The 17,411-nt window shown below is 29.5% G+C and carries 19 protein-coding genes and 1 tRNA gene; 14 read left to right on the forward strand and 6 right to left on the reverse strand.

All coding sequences use genetic code 11. The features are described 5' to 3' along the window. A partial coding sequence (locus V2W16_RS11200; RefSeq protein WP_425353963.1) for a hypothetical protein occupies positions 1 to 99 on the reverse strand: 99 nt, incomplete at its 3' end. Positions 100 to 555: 456 nt separating this feature from the next. On the opposite strand from V2W16_RS11200, the gene V2W16_RS09585 reads away from it, so the two are divergent. The 9 genes from V2W16_RS09585 (at position 556) to V2W16_RS09625 (ending at position 8,411) form a co-directional block, all read left to right on the forward strand. Beyond that, a complete protein-coding gene (locus V2W16_RS09585; protein ID WP_005946876.1) occupies positions 556 to 1,191 on the forward strand; it encodes a helix-turn-helix domain-containing protein in 636 nt (211 codons plus the stop codon). Between the two features lie 275 nt (positions 1,192 to 1,466). After that, positions 1,467 to 2,153, forward strand: a complete 687-nt coding sequence (locus V2W16_RS09590; protein ID WP_223380606.1) for a class I SAM-dependent methyltransferase — start codon at positions 1,467 to 1,469, stop codon at positions 2,151 to 2,153. Between the two features lie 23 nt (positions 2,154 to 2,176). After that, a complete protein-coding gene (locus V2W16_RS09595) occupies positions 2,177 to 2,737 on the forward strand; it encodes a TetR/AcrR family transcriptional regulator (protein ID WP_008728836.1) in 561 nt (186 codons plus the stop codon). Between the two features lie 627 nt (positions 2,738 to 3,364). Continuing rightward, positions 3,365 to 4,414 (forward strand): 23S rRNA (adenine(2503)-C(8))-methyltransferase Cfr(B), encoded by a 1,050-nt coding sequence (gene cfr(B) / locus V2W16_RS09600; RefSeq protein ID WP_099137574.1) that lies wholly within the window; start codon positions 3,365 to 3,367, stop codon positions 4,412 to 4,414. Between the two features lie 700 nt (positions 4,415 to 5,114). After that, a complete protein-coding gene (locus tag V2W16_RS09605; protein WP_257209542.1) occupies positions 5,115 to 6,056 on the forward strand; it encodes an MATE family efflux transporter in 942 nt (313 codons plus the stop codon). Between the two features lie 191 nt (positions 6,057 to 6,247). Continuing rightward, entirely contained in the window at positions 6,248 to 6,667 is a 420-nt protein-coding gene (locus V2W16_RS09610; RefSeq protein ID WP_008728841.1) for an RNA polymerase sigma factor, read from the forward strand. A 4-nt stretch (positions 6,668 to 6,671) separates the two neighbouring features. After that, a complete protein-coding gene (locus V2W16_RS09615; protein WP_005946862.1) occupies positions 6,672 to 6,911 on the forward strand; it encodes a helix-turn-helix domain-containing protein in 240 nt (79 codons plus the stop codon). Positions 6,912 to 7,201: 290 nt separating this feature from the next. Continuing rightward, the gene (locus V2W16_RS09620) at positions 7,202 to 7,453 is read left to right on the forward strand and encodes a hypothetical protein (protein ID WP_329385113.1); all 252 of its coding nucleotides are present in this window, start codon (positions 7,202 to 7,204) and stop codon (positions 7,451 to 7,453) included. 64 nt (positions 7,454 to 7,517) lie between these two features. After that, entirely contained in the window at positions 7,518 to 8,411 is an 894-nt protein-coding gene (locus tag V2W16_RS09625; RefSeq protein WP_329385116.1) for a YihY/virulence factor BrkB family protein, read from the forward strand. A gap of 10 nt (positions 8,412 to 8,421) precedes the next feature. Here the strand turns inward: V2W16_RS09625 and V2W16_RS09630 are convergent, their stop codons facing one another. Together V2W16_RS09630 and V2W16_RS09635 are read right to left on the reverse strand one after the other, a co-directional pair. Next, on the reverse strand, positions 8,422 to 8,949 hold the full coding sequence (locus V2W16_RS09630) for an SGNH/GDSL hydrolase family protein (protein ID WP_329385119.1): 528 nt from the start codon (positions 8,947 to 8,949) through the stop codon (positions 8,422 to 8,424). A 180-nt stretch (positions 8,950 to 9,129) separates the two neighbouring features. Further along, a tRNA-Thr gene (locus V2W16_RS09635) sits at positions 9,130 to 9,205 on the reverse strand. Positions 9,206 to 9,307: 102 nt separating this feature from the next. Between V2W16_RS09635 and V2W16_RS09640 the strand changes: the two genes are divergently transcribed. Continuing rightward, a complete protein-coding gene (locus V2W16_RS09640) occupies positions 9,308 to 10,153 on the forward strand; it encodes a patatin-like phospholipase family protein (RefSeq protein WP_329385121.1) in 846 nt (281 codons plus the stop codon). Positions 10,154 to 10,176: 23 nt separating this feature from the next. Here V2W16_RS09640 and V2W16_RS09645 read toward each other — a convergent pair whose 3' ends face one another. Beyond that, positions 10,177 to 11,148, reverse strand: coding sequence for a sugar-binding transcriptional regulator (locus V2W16_RS09645; RefSeq protein WP_329385124.1), 972 nt, complete (start codon positions 11,146 to 11,148; stop codon positions 10,177 to 10,179). A gap of 186 nt (positions 11,149 to 11,334) precedes the next feature. Between V2W16_RS09645 and V2W16_RS09650 the strand changes: the two genes are divergently transcribed. Continuing rightward, the gene (locus V2W16_RS09650; RefSeq protein WP_329385127.1) at positions 11,335 to 12,666 is read left to right on the forward strand and encodes a RuBisCO large subunit C-terminal-like domain-containing protein; all 1,332 of its coding nucleotides are present in this window, start codon (positions 11,335 to 11,337) and stop codon (positions 12,664 to 12,666) included. Between the two features lie 250 nt (positions 12,667 to 12,916). On the opposite strand, the gene deoC is transcribed toward V2W16_RS09650, so the two are convergent. Beyond that, positions 12,917 to 13,609, reverse strand: a complete 693-nt coding sequence (gene deoC, locus V2W16_RS09655) for a deoxyribose-phosphate aldolase (protein ID WP_329385130.1) — start codon at positions 13,607 to 13,609, stop codon at positions 12,917 to 12,919. 151 nt (positions 13,610 to 13,760) lie between these two features. On the opposite strand from deoC, the gene V2W16_RS09660 reads away from it, so the two are divergent. Continuing rightward, entirely contained in the window at positions 13,761 to 14,096 is a 336-nt protein-coding gene (locus V2W16_RS09660) for a hypothetical protein (RefSeq protein WP_329385134.1), read from the forward strand. 26 nt (positions 14,097 to 14,122) lie between these two features. Here the strand turns inward: V2W16_RS09660 and V2W16_RS09665 are convergent, their stop codons facing one another. Next, a complete protein-coding gene (locus tag V2W16_RS09665; RefSeq protein WP_329385137.1) occupies positions 14,123 to 14,611 on the reverse strand; it encodes a prolyl-tRNA synthetase associated domain-containing protein in 489 nt (162 codons plus the stop codon). 243 nt (positions 14,612 to 14,854) lie between these two features. Between V2W16_RS09665 and hydE the strand changes: the two genes are divergently transcribed. Together hydE and hydG are read left to right on the forward strand one after the other, a co-directional pair. Further along, positions 14,855 to 15,901 carry a [FeFe] hydrogenase H-cluster radical SAM maturase HydE gene (gene hydE, locus V2W16_RS09670; RefSeq protein ID WP_329385140.1) on the forward strand — a complete coding sequence of 349 codons (1,047 nt, stop codon included), beginning with the start codon at positions 14,855 to 14,857 and terminating at the stop codon, positions 15,899 to 15,901. A gap of 77 nt (positions 15,902 to 15,978) precedes the next feature. Then, on the forward strand, positions 15,979 to 17,406 hold the full coding sequence (gene hydG / locus V2W16_RS09675) for a [FeFe] hydrogenase H-cluster radical SAM maturase HydG (RefSeq protein WP_329385143.1): 1,428 nt from the start codon (positions 15,979 to 15,981) through the stop codon (positions 17,404 to 17,406). The last annotated feature ends 5 nt before the right edge of the window (positions 17,407 to 17,411 follow it).

Raw genomic sequence — 17,411 nt, forward strand, 5'->3', positions numbered from 1 at the left:
TAAACCTAAAATGTGCATGATGACATCTTCAGCAGTTGCCGTTTCAAATACAATGCTGATGTAATCAATCTTAACGGATAAATTTTTGTGTGTAGTTATAGTGCATTACTCCTTTCGTACTTCCCGTTTTTTTGCGGGGTAAAAATCGTGTTTTGTCCTTTATTTATCACAGTTTCTAGGTACTATGACATGTATGCGCAGGGCGGTGTTACATATACGCCCTCTGCGAACGCCTTTAGGCGTTCCTTTTCCAAAAGGAACTGTCTGTCCGAACACGTCTGGGGGACGTGCCCCGTCCAGCCAGCCCCTTTTGGAAACCACTATTTTCGGTCTGATAGTCCATGCTTATTCATGCTATCAAAGTGAAAATGTATCTTCTCTATGCTTACTCAAGCGTGTGATTGACCTTATCGTGCTTAATCACTCTATCTGATACGATAATAACGCCATTAGAATTACTTGTCAAGAAGTTTTTGTTGACTTTTAGATGTAGATTAAGTATGATATGCTTATAAATACCAAGAAAAGCAACGAAAGGAGCGGTTATACTAAGTTATGGAGCATTACGAAAAGAAAATCAGTTTCTTAGGAGAGAACATACAGACCATAAGAAAACACAGAGGAATGAAACAACAGGAACTTGCGGATAAAATCGGTATCAATATGCAGAGCCTTTCCAAGATTGAACGAGGTGTGAATTTTCCTACCTTCGATACATTAGAAAAGATAATGGACGTGCTGGGTGTAATGCCCAATGAATTATTATCGGGAGAATGGAAGTATGTTAATCAATCCGAAAAGGAAGTCTGCCAGTTTTTAAGAATTGAAGAACGATTAAATGCAGAACTAAAACATGGACATTATGACAACTTCTTTGACAGCGAGGAAGAATGGCTGGAATATGAGTTGGAAAAGTTACGGGAATATATTACCGACTACATCAACGGGAAAAGTATTGTAGCGTCCGACCTTTATCCAATCAAAGAATTTATCCAGCATTTGAAGTTTCAAAAACTGTTAGACCGCTATGATGATTTATACAGCATGGATATGTTCGGGGAAAGCATAGAGGGACATAAATATAGGACACCTTATCAAGTCGTAAAAATGATAAACCCCAATTCAAAAGAAGATATGGAATTATTACGGGAAGTATTGAAAAATAACCATTTTGATGATGAGGACGAATAACTTTTTCCCTCTTTGTAGAAGATACAGCAAACAAAAAGCCCAGTAAAGAGTGCAAAGCACCACCAATGGTGGCAAGGCTCTTGACAGGGCTTTTTCTTTTCTGTGGAGGGTAATCAAGAGGAAGAAAAGATAAAATTTGATTTGTGGTAAATCGGATAATATCAATGAAATTGTCACGGTACAAATTTGGGCTATATAAGGAATAGTAACTGGAAGATTGTAGGGTAATCAAAAAGGCGTGTATTTTAAATCAGAGATACACGTCTTTGAAATGAATGAAATTCAATGAATTTTATTCATTGACAATCGTTCATTCACGAGATATAATTTTAGTGAAAGGAGTTGATTACATGAATATTACGAAACAAAAATCACAAAAGACTTTTGATAAGCAAGCTGCCGATTATGATACAAATATTCAGGGGGAACATGCTCGAAAACTCTATAAGCCGATTATAGAAAATTTAAAAAATAAGAATATACATTCTATATTAGATTTAGGTTGTGGAACGGGTGCGTTACTTAAAGAAATAAAAGAATTAAATATAGCAGAACAACTATTTGGAATAGATATATCTCCCAATATGCTTGAAATTGCAAAAAATAAACTAGGAAATGATGCAACACTTATCTTAGGCGACTCTGAGAGATTACCTTTTGAAGATAGTTCTTTTGACGCCATTGTATGTAATGACTCATTTCATCATTATCCACAACCAGATATTGTAGAGAAAGAAGTGTCTAGGTGTTTAAAGCAAAATGGAGTTTTCATTATCGGTGATTGTTGGCAACCAATCGGAGCAAGACAGATAATGAATTACTATATGAAACACAGCAATAGTGGAGATGTAAAGATTTATTCAAAAAAGGAAATGTTGTTATTATTATCAAAAGACTTCCACGAAATTGAATGGAAATCTTTTGGCACAAGATCTTGTTTAATTATAGCATACAATAATTAAACCGCAAGAAAGGAAAGAAAACAATGCGTATTTCAAAAGAACCAGAGGAACGTAAACAAGAAATTTTAGAAACAGCCATTAAATTATTTAGTGTAAATGGGTTTGAAAAAACTTCAATATCAGACATAGCAAAAGAAATTGGAATAGCACAAGGATTATGTTATAGATATTTCCCATCAAAAGATGTACTTTTTCAGTCTGCTATCAATGAATATTCAAATATTTTAGTCGCCAATATGACAAAAAATATAAATATAAAAAAGGATAGTTTAAAAGATATTTTGCGGAAGATGATACTTTTTGCAGAACAAGAAGATGATACATATTATCCAGTTTTTCATAATAACCAAAATAAAAATTTCCATAATTTATTAACATTGAATGTATGTGAAAAACTTTTTCCTATTGTATCTGAAATTATTGAAAGAGCAAATTACACAAATGAAATACAAGTCAATGATGTTGAAATGTATGCCAGTTTTTGCATATATGGACAACTAGGAATTATTTTAAATACCGATATATCAATTAAAGAAAAGAGTTCACGGATAAAGGCATTTTTTAGGGACTTGTTTAGGCTTTAAATCTTCCCCTGCCAAAAGGCAGGGAATATTTATTATAATTCGTCCATACGAATTACCTCCTGCAATATAGTCAGAGAGGAAACCCCTCTACCTAATAGCCACAGGAGATAATGATTGTTGAGGATTTTGAAAAAATTAATGGGTATTTGGATTATTGTGCGGAATTTGTGTATGTTGAAATGGATTTAAAATTGATTCAGCAATTTTTCTACTTTAACAAACGCCCTTTAATTGAATAACTTACTTTAAAGAAAACTGGATATTTATGTTGAAATAAGAACAAAATTGTGAATGGTTTAACTTAAATGTTAACGGTAAACGGTGCAGGTTAGTTTAACTACATTTATATCCAAAATTGTTTGTTTTTCAAATTACATGTATTTTTTTGAGTTTACATAGGGAAAGATTTATGGTATACTATTTAACACTTATATTGACAAGAAAGAGGTGAAAGCAATGTTAACTGTTTTTAGAATTTTGTTTGGTAAAAATGCAAAAGTTGGTAATCGTTCGGCATACAAAGGGAGTAGTCTGTCCTTTTTTAAGCCATATAACCATACAAAAACAGTTATCGGAGCTTTTCCTCTACGGCAAACAAACCAGAGTTATATGGAAGGATGAGAAAACATGCAACAAAAAAATAAGTATATAAGAATTCAAGAGTTCTTGAAGCAGAATAAATTTCCTAATTATAGAATGAAACAAATTACAAATGCTATATTCCCAGGGAGAATAAATAATTTCAACGAAATAACGGTTCTTCCTAAATCACTAAGAGATATGTTAATTGAGGAGTTTGGAGAATCGATTTTAAATATTGTTCCTTTAAAAGCACAACAATCTACACAAGTTTCAAAAGTCTTATTTGGAATTTCAGGAGACGAAAAAATAGAAACGGTAAATATGAAATATAAAGCTGGTTGGGAGTCATTTTGTATATCATCGCAGTGCGGTTGTAATTTTGGTTGTAAATTTTGTGCAACTGGAGATATAGGTTTAAAACGTAACTTAACTTCAGATGAAATTACTGACCAGATTTTGTACTTTCACTTACAAGGGCATTCAATTGACAGTATTTCTTTTATGGGAATGGGAGAAGCATTAGCGAATGTACAAGTTTTTGATGCTTTAAATGTACTTACAGATCCTGCGTTGTTTGCTTTAAGTCCGCGTAGGTTATCTATATCCACTATAGGAATTATTCCAAACATTAAAAAATTGACTCAAAACTATCCGCAGGTCAACCTGACATTTTCATTACATTCTCCTTTTAATGAACAGCGAAGTGAGTTAATGCCAATTAATGAACGCTACCCATTATCAGATGTGATGGATACATTAGATGAGCATATACGAGTAACCTCAAAAAAAGTTTATATTGCTTATATTATGTTGCACGGAGTTAATGATTCTATTGAACATGCGAAAGAAGTCGTAAACCTTTTAAGAGGTAGATATAGGAGTGGGAACTTGTATCATGTGAACATCATTAGATATAACCCGACTGTTAGTTCACGGATGCGGTTTGAAGAAGCAAATGAGAAATGTCTTGTCAACTTTTATAAAGAATTAAAGTCAGCAGGAATTAAAGTTACCATTAGAAGTCAATTTGGCATTGATATAGACGCTGCTTGCGGTCAATTGTATGGAAACTATCAAAAAACCAATAGCCAGTAACTTGAGGTGAGAGTGATGTTTAGAACGTGGGAAGTACCCTAATAATTTATTTAGTAACGATAAATAAACTTATTAGGATATTTATGATAAAAGGAATCTTAGAAAGAAAAATAGGCATCACTCAAGTGGAGCTAAAAAGTCGTTTGTAAAAATTGAAACTGCAATTAAATTATTGAATGTGAAAAATGGTGATGATTAGTGTTAAACAAAAAAATAATTTCAGTCAAAGTATCAGTAGAGATCATGTAGTCATTACGGATTTTTGGACGTTGACTGACAATAATGAAATTCAACTACCGTCCAACATGGAAATTATATGCAATAATTATTTGAAGAGTTTGAAATTGATGTATCAGAAGATTACTCTAAACAGTAGTTGGAAAAATTTGTCATGCGAGAATTGCGGATGCAGTGAATTATTGATAATCAGGTGGAAGACAGTAGTGTATCCAATGAAGAGATGAACACGAATACCAAAAATCACTTAAAATAAGGTGGATATGCAAAAGGAATACAATCGTGTTATCCTTGATATGAAAAGCAAGAAAAGAAATGGGAAACATTTGTTCTCAATTTAAAAAGGCAACGTCAATTGAAATATTTATAATTTCGCTTATCTAAAAGGCCTTAGAGCATATTTTAATGAACAAAATTGAAAGGACTGAACCTATAATAATGATTCACTAATCCATAAACTATTTTGTATTTATACTTTACAGCCATTTTAAGAAGTTTTGGCAATACTATGTTTCAAGCAGTTGCAATGCTTGTGTCTACTTTATTGAATGCTATTTTAGATCCTATTTTCATTAACATAATTGGATTTCACGGAGCGGCAATCGCAACCTTAATATCACAGATTATTTGTTTGGCGTTTATGTGCATTTATATTTATCGTAAAAAATTATTTAACCTTTCACTATCTGATTTTGATACAAAAGAGATTATGCCGTTTGTAAAAAATGCTGTGCCGTCTGTCATTCAACAAAGTATTCCTGCTATTAGTACAACATTTTTAACTGCTATTGTTAGTACTTATAGTATTTCTGCTATTGCTGGCTACGGAGTTGCTGGAAAATTAGAAATGATATTATTTTATCCTGCTATGGCTCTTAATATGGTGTTGACTTCAATCGTAGGGCAATGTATTGGAGCACAACGTATCGACAGAGCAAAGAATTATCTGAAATTGGCGTTAAAATATGGTATTGTTGTTTCAAGTGTATTATCAGCAGTTGTTATTTTCTTCTCTAAACAGTTGGCAAAATTGTTTGTTTCCAACGTAGCTGTAACAAATGTTGTCAGCCATTATTTTTTAATTGTTAGTATCGGTTATGTTCTTTACACTATTACTAGTTGCTACTTAGGTACTTTAAATGGTATAGGAAAACCAACAAAAAGTATGATACTAATGATATTCTACTATATTATTATTCGTATTCCTTTTGCCTATCTATTATCTTGGCTGGCAGAAAATTTAAATGGTGTTTGGATAGCGATTTTAATCAGTCACATAGTCGCCTGCATTATAACTATTTTAACAAGTAATCAAATTATTAAGCGGTTATATGGAAAACTTTATGATAGGACTAAAAAAGCAAGATATAAAAGCATTGAAAGTAACTGCTGTGGAAAGTTTTAGGAATAATCTTATACGATTATGCACTACCTAACAGCATTTTATCAACAACTAAATATTTTACAATATTAAAAGTTCGTACAGACGGTATATTTTGTACGGACTTTTTTCTTGTTCTTCTTTTTGTATTTTCCAAAGATATAGACGGTATCTCCGTTTATATATTTCAGCGTATGCGGAAAGGAGGTGAGATTATGAACCCATCTTCTTTCGAGCATATCGTTAGAATACAGTTTAATGCTTTGATGATGACTGTTATTAAATGCACAGTAAAAAACAGAAACAGACAGTTTGCAAGACGTTCTAAGCGTGAAGTTTTATTCTGTGAATTATCAGATACGAAAAATGTTGAATGTGTAACTAAGGATAACTATTCTTGTGATTACATTTCGTTTGAAGTCTTGAATTTTACAATTCAAATATCAAATGAGAAACTTGCTGTTGCTTTATATAAGTTATCGAATAAAGAGCGTGATGTAATTCTATTACGCTATTTTCAAAGTATGAGCGACCAAGAAATAGCCGAATTATATCATGTATCACGTTCTGCTATTTATCGCAGAAGAAGTAACGGATTGAAGAAACTAAAAACAGTATTGAAAGAAAGGAATTGAACCAATGAAAAAAGAATATGGCTACCCTACATTAAAAGTAATATGTCAAGCGTCTGCTGGAAATGAAACTGCCATAAGAGAGATTTTGAAGTTTTATGACGCTTATATATGTAAATTATGCTTGCGTCCGTTTTACCACTCTGAAAGTGGTAAAATCATTATGCAGGTTGATGAAGAATTAAAAGGTCAAATCCATACAGAAATGATGAAAGCAATCTTGAAATTTGAAATCAGAGTAAAATAATCATACTACATGAATGAAAAACGGGAGATACACAGATATTTGTGCTATCTCCCATGTTGTTTTTGTGTCATATCAAGGCTCATTCAATCGTGGTAAATTCGTGGTAAAATGAATAGTTTTCTATACTTCAAAATGTTTGAAAGTATAGTGTTTATGCGGATAATCAAAAATCAGATATAAAATTTAATATAAATTATTATAATTTAGATATACCAAGAAAGGCATATGTTGATAGAAGAATAGAAATAATAGGTTATATTTTATTAAGGGAACTTATTAAAAGTCATAAAATGTATGATTACAAGGAAATAAAAGATATTATTTTAAATTATTATGATAATATATTTACTTGTTCAGAAAATATAAATGAAATAATAAACAAAATAAAAAAAGAAATAAAGAATATACCTGCATATTTAATTGAAAATATGGAAGAAGAAATCAAAACAGATGAAGATATGTTTTTTGAATTATATTCAAAAGATAATATGTCTAAAAGACAAAAACAAGGTAAAAAAGGTTTACTATATCCAAAATTATAAAAATAAATTTATTTGATGTTTATAGATATCCTTTTATGGTATAAAATATGAGTAGGAGGATAAGATGAATCTTTATCAGGTAATAAAAGATATTAAAGGCTTTATACAAAAATTAAGTGATGATCTTATTTATACTTTCGCTGCGCAGACAGCCTTTTTTATGATGTTTTCTTTTGTTCCTTTGATAATGATTATTGTTTTACTGGTTCAGTATTTGCCTTTTTCTCAATCAGAACTTATAAGTATATCGGTGCATATATTTCCGCAGGCTTTATCAAGTTTTATAACGAGCTTATTTAAGGGGCTTTATATAAATTATTCCGGAACGGTTTTATTTATTACATTTATAACTCTTCTTTGGTCTGCTTCAAAAGGGATTTATGCAATATCAAAAGGGCTTAATATGATATATAAAATTGATGATGATAGAAATTATATTCATATAAGAGGTGTATCTTTAATTTATACTATATGTTTCGGTTTGATAATTTTGTCAATTATTATTTTATTGATATTTGGAATAAATATAGTTAAATTTCTTGAAAGTAAATTATTTTTTATAAGTTCAATTCATATAAATTATAGTTATTTTGGAGGACTTTTACTATTAAGTATTATATTTTTAATAATGTTTTGCTTTTTACCAAAGAGAAAATTTAAAATAAGAGAAGAAATTCCGGGAGCTATATTTTCTGCTGCGGGATGGATTGTTTTTTCAGTATTATATTCTTTGTATATAACAAGGGTAGGAGTAAATTCTCTTATATATGGTTCTCTTAGTGCTGTTATTTTATTTATGTTATGGTTGTACTTTTGCATGTATATTATTTTTCTTGGCGGGGAAATAAATGTCATACTTCAAAAATACAATGTAAAAAAAATATTAAAACGATGGTTTACTAAACCAAGAAGAAAAAGAACTTTTAAAGATTATGTTAAATTAATATTAAATAAATAAAAGACCTATATTATAGGTCTTTTATTACTTTATTTAATTCTTTAGCCAATAGTTTTGCAGAATATTCATTGAAATGAACTCCATCTATTGTTAAAATTTTTCCATTTTTAAAATCATTGTATTGTATATCAAAAATATTTATAAATAAAAAATTATATTTTTTACATAATGCACTTATAATTTTATTTCTGCCAATTATGGATTTAGTATCAAAATTATAAAATTCTACAAATGGAAGTGAAATAAATATAACTTTTTTGTTATGTTCTTTTAGTAATTTAACTATTTTTTCGTATATTGATGCAAATTGTTGTTCATTACTAAAAGAAAATAAAACATCATTTATTCCTATAAAAATTATGTAGTATTCATATATATTATCTTTTTGTAAGAAATTTTTTAATCTTAAATACATTCCTTCTGTTGTATCACCGTCAATACCTTTATTTATTGTTTTGTGATTTCTATCTAAATAACTTCTATATGAATAACCTATTTCACCATTTGTTAAACTGTCTCCAAAACAAATTATATCCATATTATTTTTCTCCAAAACGAAATTTTTAATATAAATGATATTATAGATGTTTTTTTATATAAATAGTATAATATATAAAAGATTGAAATGTAAAGAAAAGAAAATTAATATTGATTATATAGAAATTTATAGACTTTATTAGTTAATAAAAAATTTTGAGTAATATAAGACCAAAAAAAATGGAGCTATTAGTCGGACTCGAACCGACGACCTACTCATTACGAATGAGTTACTCTACCAGCTGAGTTATAATAGCCCATTTACAATATTATATTTTAATTAAATTATTATTAAGTGTCAAGGGATTTGTTTACTAATAAAAATAATTTAGTATAATATAACTAGAGGTGAATAGATCATGTTTAGCTTTATAAAAAAGAAGAAAAAAGGTATATGTTTTAGTGGTGGAGGAGTAAAAGGTTTTGCTCATATAGGTGTAATTAAAGCATTGGAAGAAAATGGAATAAAGTTTGATATGGCAAGTGGAAACAGTGCCGGAAGTATAGTAGGAGCTTTATATTCTCTTGGAATAAGTGCCGACGAAATGCTTGATTACTCTTTAAGTATGGAAGTAAGAGATATAATTAATTATAAAAGTATTAGAAGCAAGTTGAGTTTTGCATCTCCAAAAGAGTTTTTAAATTCATTTAAGGGCATAAATTTTTCTCCTGCCATTGATTCTGAAAATATAGAGAAATTTTTTGTGGGTATTGCCGGAGATAAATTATTTAATGAAACAAAAATTCCTTTTTATGCTGTAAGTGTTGATTTGAAAAGCGGAAAACTTATTATTATGGATAAAGGAAGACTTGCAACAGCCATAAGGGCAAGTAGTGCAATTCCGGGAGTTTTTACTCCAGTAATTACAAACAAATATCATTTAGTTGATGGACTTGTATTAAATAATATGCCGGCTGATATTTTAAAAGATAAAGGTGCAGATAAAGTTTTAAGTATTAATTTAAAGGCATATTCCAAAATAGGGACAGACAGCACAAAATATTTTGATATGATTTTTTCAACTATTGATATTATGGCAGACAGAAGTCTTATCCCTGGTATCCAAGCATCTGATTTGATTCTAAATCCCTATTTGGAAGATACAAAATTAAAAATGGATGAAAATTATATAAAACAAGTTTATGAACTTGGATATAAGGAAGCAAACGCACATATGAATGAAATAGTAAAAATGTTTAAATAAAAAAGACTGCTTGGCAGTCTTTTTTAAATATTAATTAAACTTTTTGCTAAATCATAATCAATTATTAATACATCGGCAAGTCCACCTTTAACGGCGGCCTTAACACTATATTTTTTATGTTCTCCGCTTACAATAATAATTTTTGTTGGAATATTTTTAAAATCTTCATAAGATATTCCTATTGTTCTGTTTTTTAGAGATGTATTGCATTCTTCACCTTGTTCGTTTATAAGGCGAAGACCAACATCAGCATAAACTTTTTGTTCTTTTAATTCTTCAAGTTGTTTTTGTGAAAAATAGTTTTCATTACATAAATACGATGTCATGTCAGGGTAAAAAGAACCTACCCCAGATACAACAATATTTACATTTTTAAATTTCTCAAATACTTCATGATTATCCATTCTATTTATAAGCATTTTGGCTTCGTATTCTGTGTTAGCGTGTCCCGGTGCTTTTATTGTGTAGTTTTCACCTCCAAAAGACATTGCCATTCTTTCTGTTAGGGTATCGACATTGAAATCTCTATGTATTTTATCTAAACTTCCGTGTAATGTAACAAACTGAGTATCAGTTTTTTTACATGGATTAAAAGAATTTATCATATGATACATTGTTCTTCCAAATGTTATACCTAAAATATCATTATCTTTTATAATTCTTTGAATGTATTGAGCCCCTTCAAATGCAACAAGTTTTTTTATGTCATCTTTTTCGGGAGTAAATCTTTTTTCCATCCATCTTGCAATAATTACATCTTTTAAATTAAACTTTTCTTTTATAATTTCTTCCAAATCAGCAACTTCCAATACCTTTTCGTCCACAACAAAAGATACCATTTTTTCCTTTTTTGCGTTATTTAAAAGTCTGGATACTGTGGAAATTGATATGTTCAGTTTTTTTGATATTTTACTTTGTGAAAGTCCTTTTTCATAATATAAAAATGTAGTCTTCATCATTAGAGATGTAGATTGTCTGTAAATTTGTGGATCCATATATTCTCCTTAGTTTATGTTCTAATATAATTATAAATATTAAATAAGATAATTCAAGAATGATAAACAGAAAATGATTATTGTTAGTGCAAAAATTTTCATTCTAACGCAAAAATTTTCTGTATTGAAAGATTTAAAAACCAATAATATACTATAGACATAGAAAGATTTAGGAGGATAAAAATTATGTCAAAAGTAAAAATGACTTACGATCCAACAATGTTCGAATTATCAGATAACATCGATAGAGATAACTTTATTATCGCTACATATGCTTATCAAGGAAAAACTACAACAAACGCATTAAAACAATCCTTTGCTTTAGCAGTGGAACAATCAACAGGAACATGGTTACCTGTACCTGAAGAAACACCTGAAGTAAGAAGAAAACATGTTGCCAGAGTATGTGGTATTTATGAAGTTCCAAATCATGCTTGGTGCATTCCTGATGATGTTAAAGAAAGAGCATGGGTTATTCAAATAGGTTTCCCAATTGCAAACTTCTCAGTTCAATTTGCAATGTTACTTACAGCTGCCGTTGGTAACATCTCAGGTGGCGGTAAACTTAAACTTTTAGATTTATCATTCCCAAAATGCTGGTTAGAATCATTTGAAGGTCCAAAATATGGGGTAGAAGGCGTTAGAGAATTACTTGGAGTAAAAGAAAGACCACTTGTAAATAATATGATTAAACCTTGCTGTGGACTTACTCCTGAAACAACAGCAAAAATCGCTTATGAAGTTGCTCTTGGCGGTGTTGACTTAATCAAAGATGATGAACTTATTGCAAATGCAGGCTACTCAAAGATCGAAGACAGAGTTAGTGCTGTAATGGATGCTCTAAAGAGAGCTGATGATGAAAAAGGTGAAAAAACAATCTATACATTTAATATTACAGATACACCTGATCAAGCTAAGAGAAATGCTGAAAAAGCAATTAAAGCAGGTGCGAACGGATTAATGCTTAACTGCTGGACTTTAGGACTTGATGCTTGTAGAGATATTATTAAAGAATTTGATGTTCCATTCTTATTCCATCCTGACTTAACAGGTTCATTATATGTATCTCATGATTATGGTTTATCAGCTGAATTAATTCAAGCTAAACTTCCAAGACTTGCTGGTTTTGATATGGGTATCGTACTTAGTCCTTATGGAAAATTCCCAATGATCGAAGATAAATTCCAACAAATTTGTATGACTCATTTGGCACCACTTCATAACATTAAACGTTCATTCCCAATGCCTGGCGGTGGAACAACTCAAGGTCACATTGAAGAAGTTATGACAAAATTTGGTACAGATGTAGTAATCGCAGCTGGTGGAGCTGTTATCGGACATCCAGACGGATCAGTTGCCGGTGGTAAAGCATTCAGACAAGGTATCGATATCGTAATGAATGGTGGTCACTTAGATGATGAAGAAACTGTAAAACAATATCCAGAACTTAAGAAAGCTCTTGATGCATTTGGTTTATATGTTGAAGAAAAACATGGTATCTTTGACTTAAAAGGTTAATATAAATATTTATATAAAATATTCATTATTAAATAAATAAACAAAACACGAGGATTTTATCCTCGTGTTTTTATGTATTAAATATTTTATTTAATAATGTTTGTACTAAATTAAATATAATGAATTAAAAAAGACATCACCTTGGATGTCTTTTTATATAAAGTTGTTTTAATTTTTATGGGTAGGGTATAAAGTATAAGGTTAAAATATTATTTACAAAATTTTTTCTTAACTTATTCTATTAAGTTTTTTATTCGCCAAATCTTTTTTTAGCATCTTCTAAAATTGTTCCTGCTGTTCTAACACCAAGACCAAATCTGTTACAGCCTGCTTCAATCATTTCTATTACTGTATCTAAATCTTTTACTCCGCCTGCAGCTTTGATTAATGCATCATCACCGATTGTTTCTTTAATGATTTTTATTGTATCAACTGTTGTTGGTTTTGGTCCCCAACCAGTTCCTGTTTTAACATATGTAACTCCGGCTTTTACTGCAAGTTCACTTGCTTTTCTGATTTCGTCATCTGTTAAGTAACAAATTTCGATGATTGCTTTTACAGGTACACCGTCAGCAGCATCAACAACAGCTTTAATATCATCAACAAAGTAATCATATTTACCTGATTTTAAAGCACTTACGTTACTTACCATGTCTAATTCTTGACATCCCATTTTAATATTTTCTTTTGCTTCTATTATTTTATTTGCAGTTGTTGCAGCACCGCTTGGGAAACTTACAACCCCTGTTGTAACGATATCAGGATAATCTTTTAATTTATCAATAGTATATTTTGTAACCCATGGCATTGGAGAAGCACATATACAATTGTATTTTATAACAGTATCGATCATTTCATCAACTTCATCCATTACTATATCTGTTCTAACTGTACTAACATCCACCATTCTGTTAATATTTGTGAAATCAAAATCTTTTTTCATTTTAAACCTCCGAGAAATAAACATCATTATCTTTTGTAATTTTATAATAACAGGTAATTACCTTTTTGTAAAGTATTTTTTTATTTTTTTGTATAAAATATATTCATTGTCATTTTTTATGATATAATGTCATTTATATAAGGAGGAGAGTATGATAAGTTTAATTCTTGGAATTGGATTTTCATTTGAAGCAGCAGGTATATTCATTTCAATAATTTTTGCTTTGAAAAATATAATATTTAATGATACACATCCTATTTTATTGTTTATTTTAATTTTTTATGCTCTCATATGTTTTTTTGTCGGTCAATTATTTTTTTATTTGGCAAGAAAGAAATATGATGTTGAAAGTATTATGGAAATTCCTATTTTAAATATTAATGTTAAAGAAGATAAAAAATTAGAACATATAATTGAAGGCAGAGATATAGCCGAAATAAAAGACGGGAAAATAACATTTGTAGAAAAAGATGAAAATGAAGAATAAAAAAGAAGTACTTTTGTACTTCTTTTTTATTCTTCAATATTGCATATTATAATTCTATTTTGATATTTTTCTATTGCTTTTATTATATCTTCAAAAGATAAAAAAATACTTGCAGAATTTTCCATTGGATGAATACCTACAATTTCGTTTTTTAAGTCTTTGCTAAAAACAGATATTACTTTATTTTCTTTGTCATTTATAACAGCAAGAGGCGTAACACTTCCTTTAGATACGTTAAGAATTTCTTCTACATCATTACCCATTGCAAAACTAAGTCTTCTGCTTCCTATTTCCTTTCTTAATTTTTTTAAGTCAGCTTTTTGATTTGGAGGAAGTGTAACTAAATAATAATTAAGCTTTTTATCATCTCTTAAGAAAAGATTTTTTGCAATTTTTTCTTTATTTGGGATTGAAAGTTCGTTTATTTCATCTATTGTATAAGCTCTTTTATGTTCGTATTTTTCATATTTAATGTTTAACTTATCCAAATATTCGTATGTTTCTTGTTTATTCATTTTCTATTCCTTATTATTTTTTTTCTTATTTTACCATATTTATGGTTATATTTTAAGTTGTAATCAAAAATATAAAATGGTATAATCACTATGCAAGTCAAAAGAATAAATCTGATGATAAGCTTTATATAATATCTAAACCTAAAGTGTTTTTCTAAGGGTAAAGAAAATAAATATTTTTATATGTTTTATTTTGTATTTAATCCCATGCTTTAGGTATGGGATTTTTTATTGGAGGTATTATTGAAAGATATAATAAATAAGTTATATAATGACAAAATTTTATCAAGAGATGAATTTATATTTTTACTTGATAATATGAATGATGAAAACAGTAAATATCTTTTTGAACTTTCAAGAAAAAGAAGAGAAGAATATTATAAAAAAGACATATACATAAGAGGTCTTATAGAATTTACAAATTATTGTAAAAATGATTGTTATTATTGTGGAATAAGATGTTCAAATAAGAATACAATGCGTTACAGGCTTTCAAAAGAAGATATTCTTCTTTGTGCAAAAGAGGGCTATAAATTAGGATTTAGGACATTTGTTTTGCAAGGTGGGGAAGACCCATATTTTACAGATGAAAGAATGGTTGAAATTATTTCTACATTAAGAGAAAAATATAATGATTGCGCCATAACTTTATCAATTGGTGAAAAAAGTTATGAAAGTTATAAAAAGTATTTTGATGCAGGAGCAAACAGATATTTGTTAAGACATGAAACTGCAAATGAAGAACATTATATGAAACTTCATCCTAGCAATTTGTCACTTGAAAATAGAAAAAAATGTTTGTTTTATTTAAAGAAAATAGGTTATCAAGTTGGAAGCGGAATTATGGTTGGTTCTCCATATCAAACCAGTGAAAATTTAGCAGATGATTTGTTATTTTTAAAGGAGCTTAATCCTCATATGGTTGGAATAGGTCCTTTTATTGCTCATAAAGATACACCGTTTAAAGATAAGAATAACGGAAGTTTTAAAATGACTTTATATTTACTTGGGATAATAAGGCTTATGTTACCTCATGTTTTACTTCCTGCTACCACAGCTCTTGCAACAATAGATAAACAAGGAAGAGAAAAAGGAATTTTAGCAGGAGCAAATGTTGTAATGCCAAATTTATCTCCAAAAGAAGTAAGAAATAAATATATGCTTTATGATGGTAAGGCAAACACAGGTGATGAAGCTGCGGAAAGTTTGGAACATTTAAGAAAAAGCATGAAAAAAATAGGATACACAGTTGTAGTCGACAGAGGAGACAGTATCTTATTAGATAATTAATTTTAGTTATTAAAATAAATAATTTATGTAGTTAAATTATTATTGATATAAAACATTTTATGAAAAGGAGAAATGTTATGGGTATAAAATATGATGTTATGTCACCAAAAGCAGAAGAATTCATAAATGATAATGAAATTATGGAAACTTTAAAATATGCTGATGAAAATAAACATAACGAAAAGTTAATCGATGAAATTTTAGAAAAAGCAAGAAAGAAAAAAGGACTTAGTCATAGAGAAGCTACTGTTTTACTTGATTGCGATATTGAAGAAAAAAATGAAGAAATATTTAAACTTGCAAAGGAAATAAAAGAAGAATTTTATGGTAACAGAATTGTTACTTTTGCACCTTTATATTTGTCAAATTACTGTGTAAATGGCTGTACATATTGTCCTTATCATTATAAGAATAAACATATATGTAGAAAAAAACTAACACAAGAAGAAATAAAAAAAGAAGTTATAGCTCTTCAAGATTTAGGACATAAAAGACTTGCCATAGAATCAGGAGAAGATCCTGTAAATAATCCTATCGAATACATACTTGAAAGCATAAAAACAATATATTCAATAAAACACAAAAACGGTTCAATAAGAAGAGTTAACGTAAATATTGCTGCAACAACCGTTGAAAACTACAGAAAATTAAAAGAAGCCGGAATAGGAACATATATATTGTTCCAAGAAACATATAACAAAGAAGCATATGAACAACTTCATCCTACAGGTCCAAAGCATAATTATGCTTATCATACGGAAGCAATGGATAGGGCAATGGATGGAGGAATTGATGATGTAGGTATTGGTGTTTTATTCGGACTTAACTTATACAGATATGATTTTGCGGGTATACTTATGCATGCAGAACATCTTGAAGCATATAAAGGGGTAGGACCTCATACTATTTCTGTTCCAAGACTTAGAAGAGCAGATGATATTGACCCTGATGATTTTGATAATGGAATTGATGATGATGTATTTGCTAAAATTGTAGCTTGTCTTAGAATTGCTGTTCCTTATACAGGAATGATTATTTCAACAAGAGAAAGTAAAGAATGTAGAGAAAAAGTATTGAATCTTGGTATTTCTCAAATAAGTGGTGGAAGTAAAACAAGTGTAGGCGGATATGCAGATGATGAACCTGAAGAAGAAAATTCAGCACAATTTGAACTTAGTGATAATAGACCTCTTGATGAAGTTGTAGATTGGCTTATAGGAATGGATTATATCCCAAGTTTCTGTACTGCTTGTTACAGAGAAGGAAGAACAGGGGATAGATTTATGCAACTTGTAAAAAGTAAACAAATTGCAAATTGCTGTCAACCTAACGCAATTATGACACTTGCTGAATATTTAGAAGATTATGCAAGTGAAAAGACAAGAGAAGATGGTTATAAATTGATTGAAAAAGAAATTAAAAAAATTCCAAGTGACAAAATGAGAGAAGTTGTTGAGAGAAACTTGGAAAATATTAAAAAAGGACAAAGAGACTTTAGAGTATAGGAGAG

The organism is Anaerofustis butyriciformans, from assembly GCF_036289385.1.
GTDB lineage: Bacteria > Bacillota > Clostridia > Eubacteriales > Anaerofustaceae > Anaerofustis > Anaerofustis butyriciformans.

Coding starts and splice junctions, on each gene's coding strand:
- V2W16_RS09585 (WP_005946876.1), top strand. CDS start 556: ATGGAGCATTACGAAAAGAAAATCAGTTTCTTAGGAGAGAACATACAG.
- V2W16_RS09590 (WP_223380606.1), top strand. CDS start 1,467: ATGAAATTCAATGAATTTTATTCATTGACAATCGTTCATTCACGAGAT.
- V2W16_RS09595 (WP_008728836.1), top strand. CDS start 2,177: ATGCGTATTTCAAAAGAACCAGAGGAACGTAAACAAGAAATTTTAGAA.
- V2W16_RS09610 (WP_008728841.1), top strand. CDS start 6,248: ATGAACCCATCTTCTTTCGAGCATATCGTTAGAATACAGTTTAATGCT.
- V2W16_RS09615 (WP_005946862.1), top strand. CDS start 6,672: ATGAAAAAAGAATATGGCTACCCTACATTAAAAGTAATATGTCAAGCG.
- V2W16_RS09620 (WP_329385113.1), top strand. CDS start 7,202: ATGTATGATTACAAGGAAATAAAAGATATTATTTTAAATTATTATGAT.
- V2W16_RS09625 (WP_329385116.1), top strand. CDS start 7,518: ATGAATCTTTATCAGGTAATAAAAGATATTAAAGGCTTTATACAAAAA.
- V2W16_RS09630 (WP_329385119.1), bottom strand. CDS start 8,949: ATGGATATAATTTGTTTTGGAGACAGTTTAACAAATGGTGAAATAGGT.
- V2W16_RS09640 (WP_329385121.1), top strand. CDS start 9,308: ATGTTTAGCTTTATAAAAAAGAAGAAAAAAGGTATATGTTTTAGTGGT.
- V2W16_RS09645 (WP_329385124.1), bottom strand. CDS start 11,148: ATGGATCCACAAATTTACAGACAATCTACATCTCTAATGATGAAGACT.
- V2W16_RS09650 (WP_329385127.1), top strand. CDS start 11,335: ATGTCAAAAGTAAAAATGACTTACGATCCAACAATGTTCGAATTATCA.
- deoC (WP_329385130.1), bottom strand. CDS start 13,609: ATGAAAAAAGATTTTGATTTCACAAATATTAACAGAATGGTGGATGTT.
- V2W16_RS09660 (WP_329385134.1), top strand. CDS start 13,761: ATGATAAGTTTAATTCTTGGAATTGGATTTTCATTTGAAGCAGCAGGT.
- V2W16_RS09665 (WP_329385137.1), bottom strand. CDS start 14,611: ATGAATAAACAAGAAACATACGAATATTTGGATAAGTTAAACATTAAA.
- hydG (WP_329385143.1), top strand. CDS start 15,979: ATGGGTATAAAATATGATGTTATGTCACCAAAAGCAGAAGAATTCATA.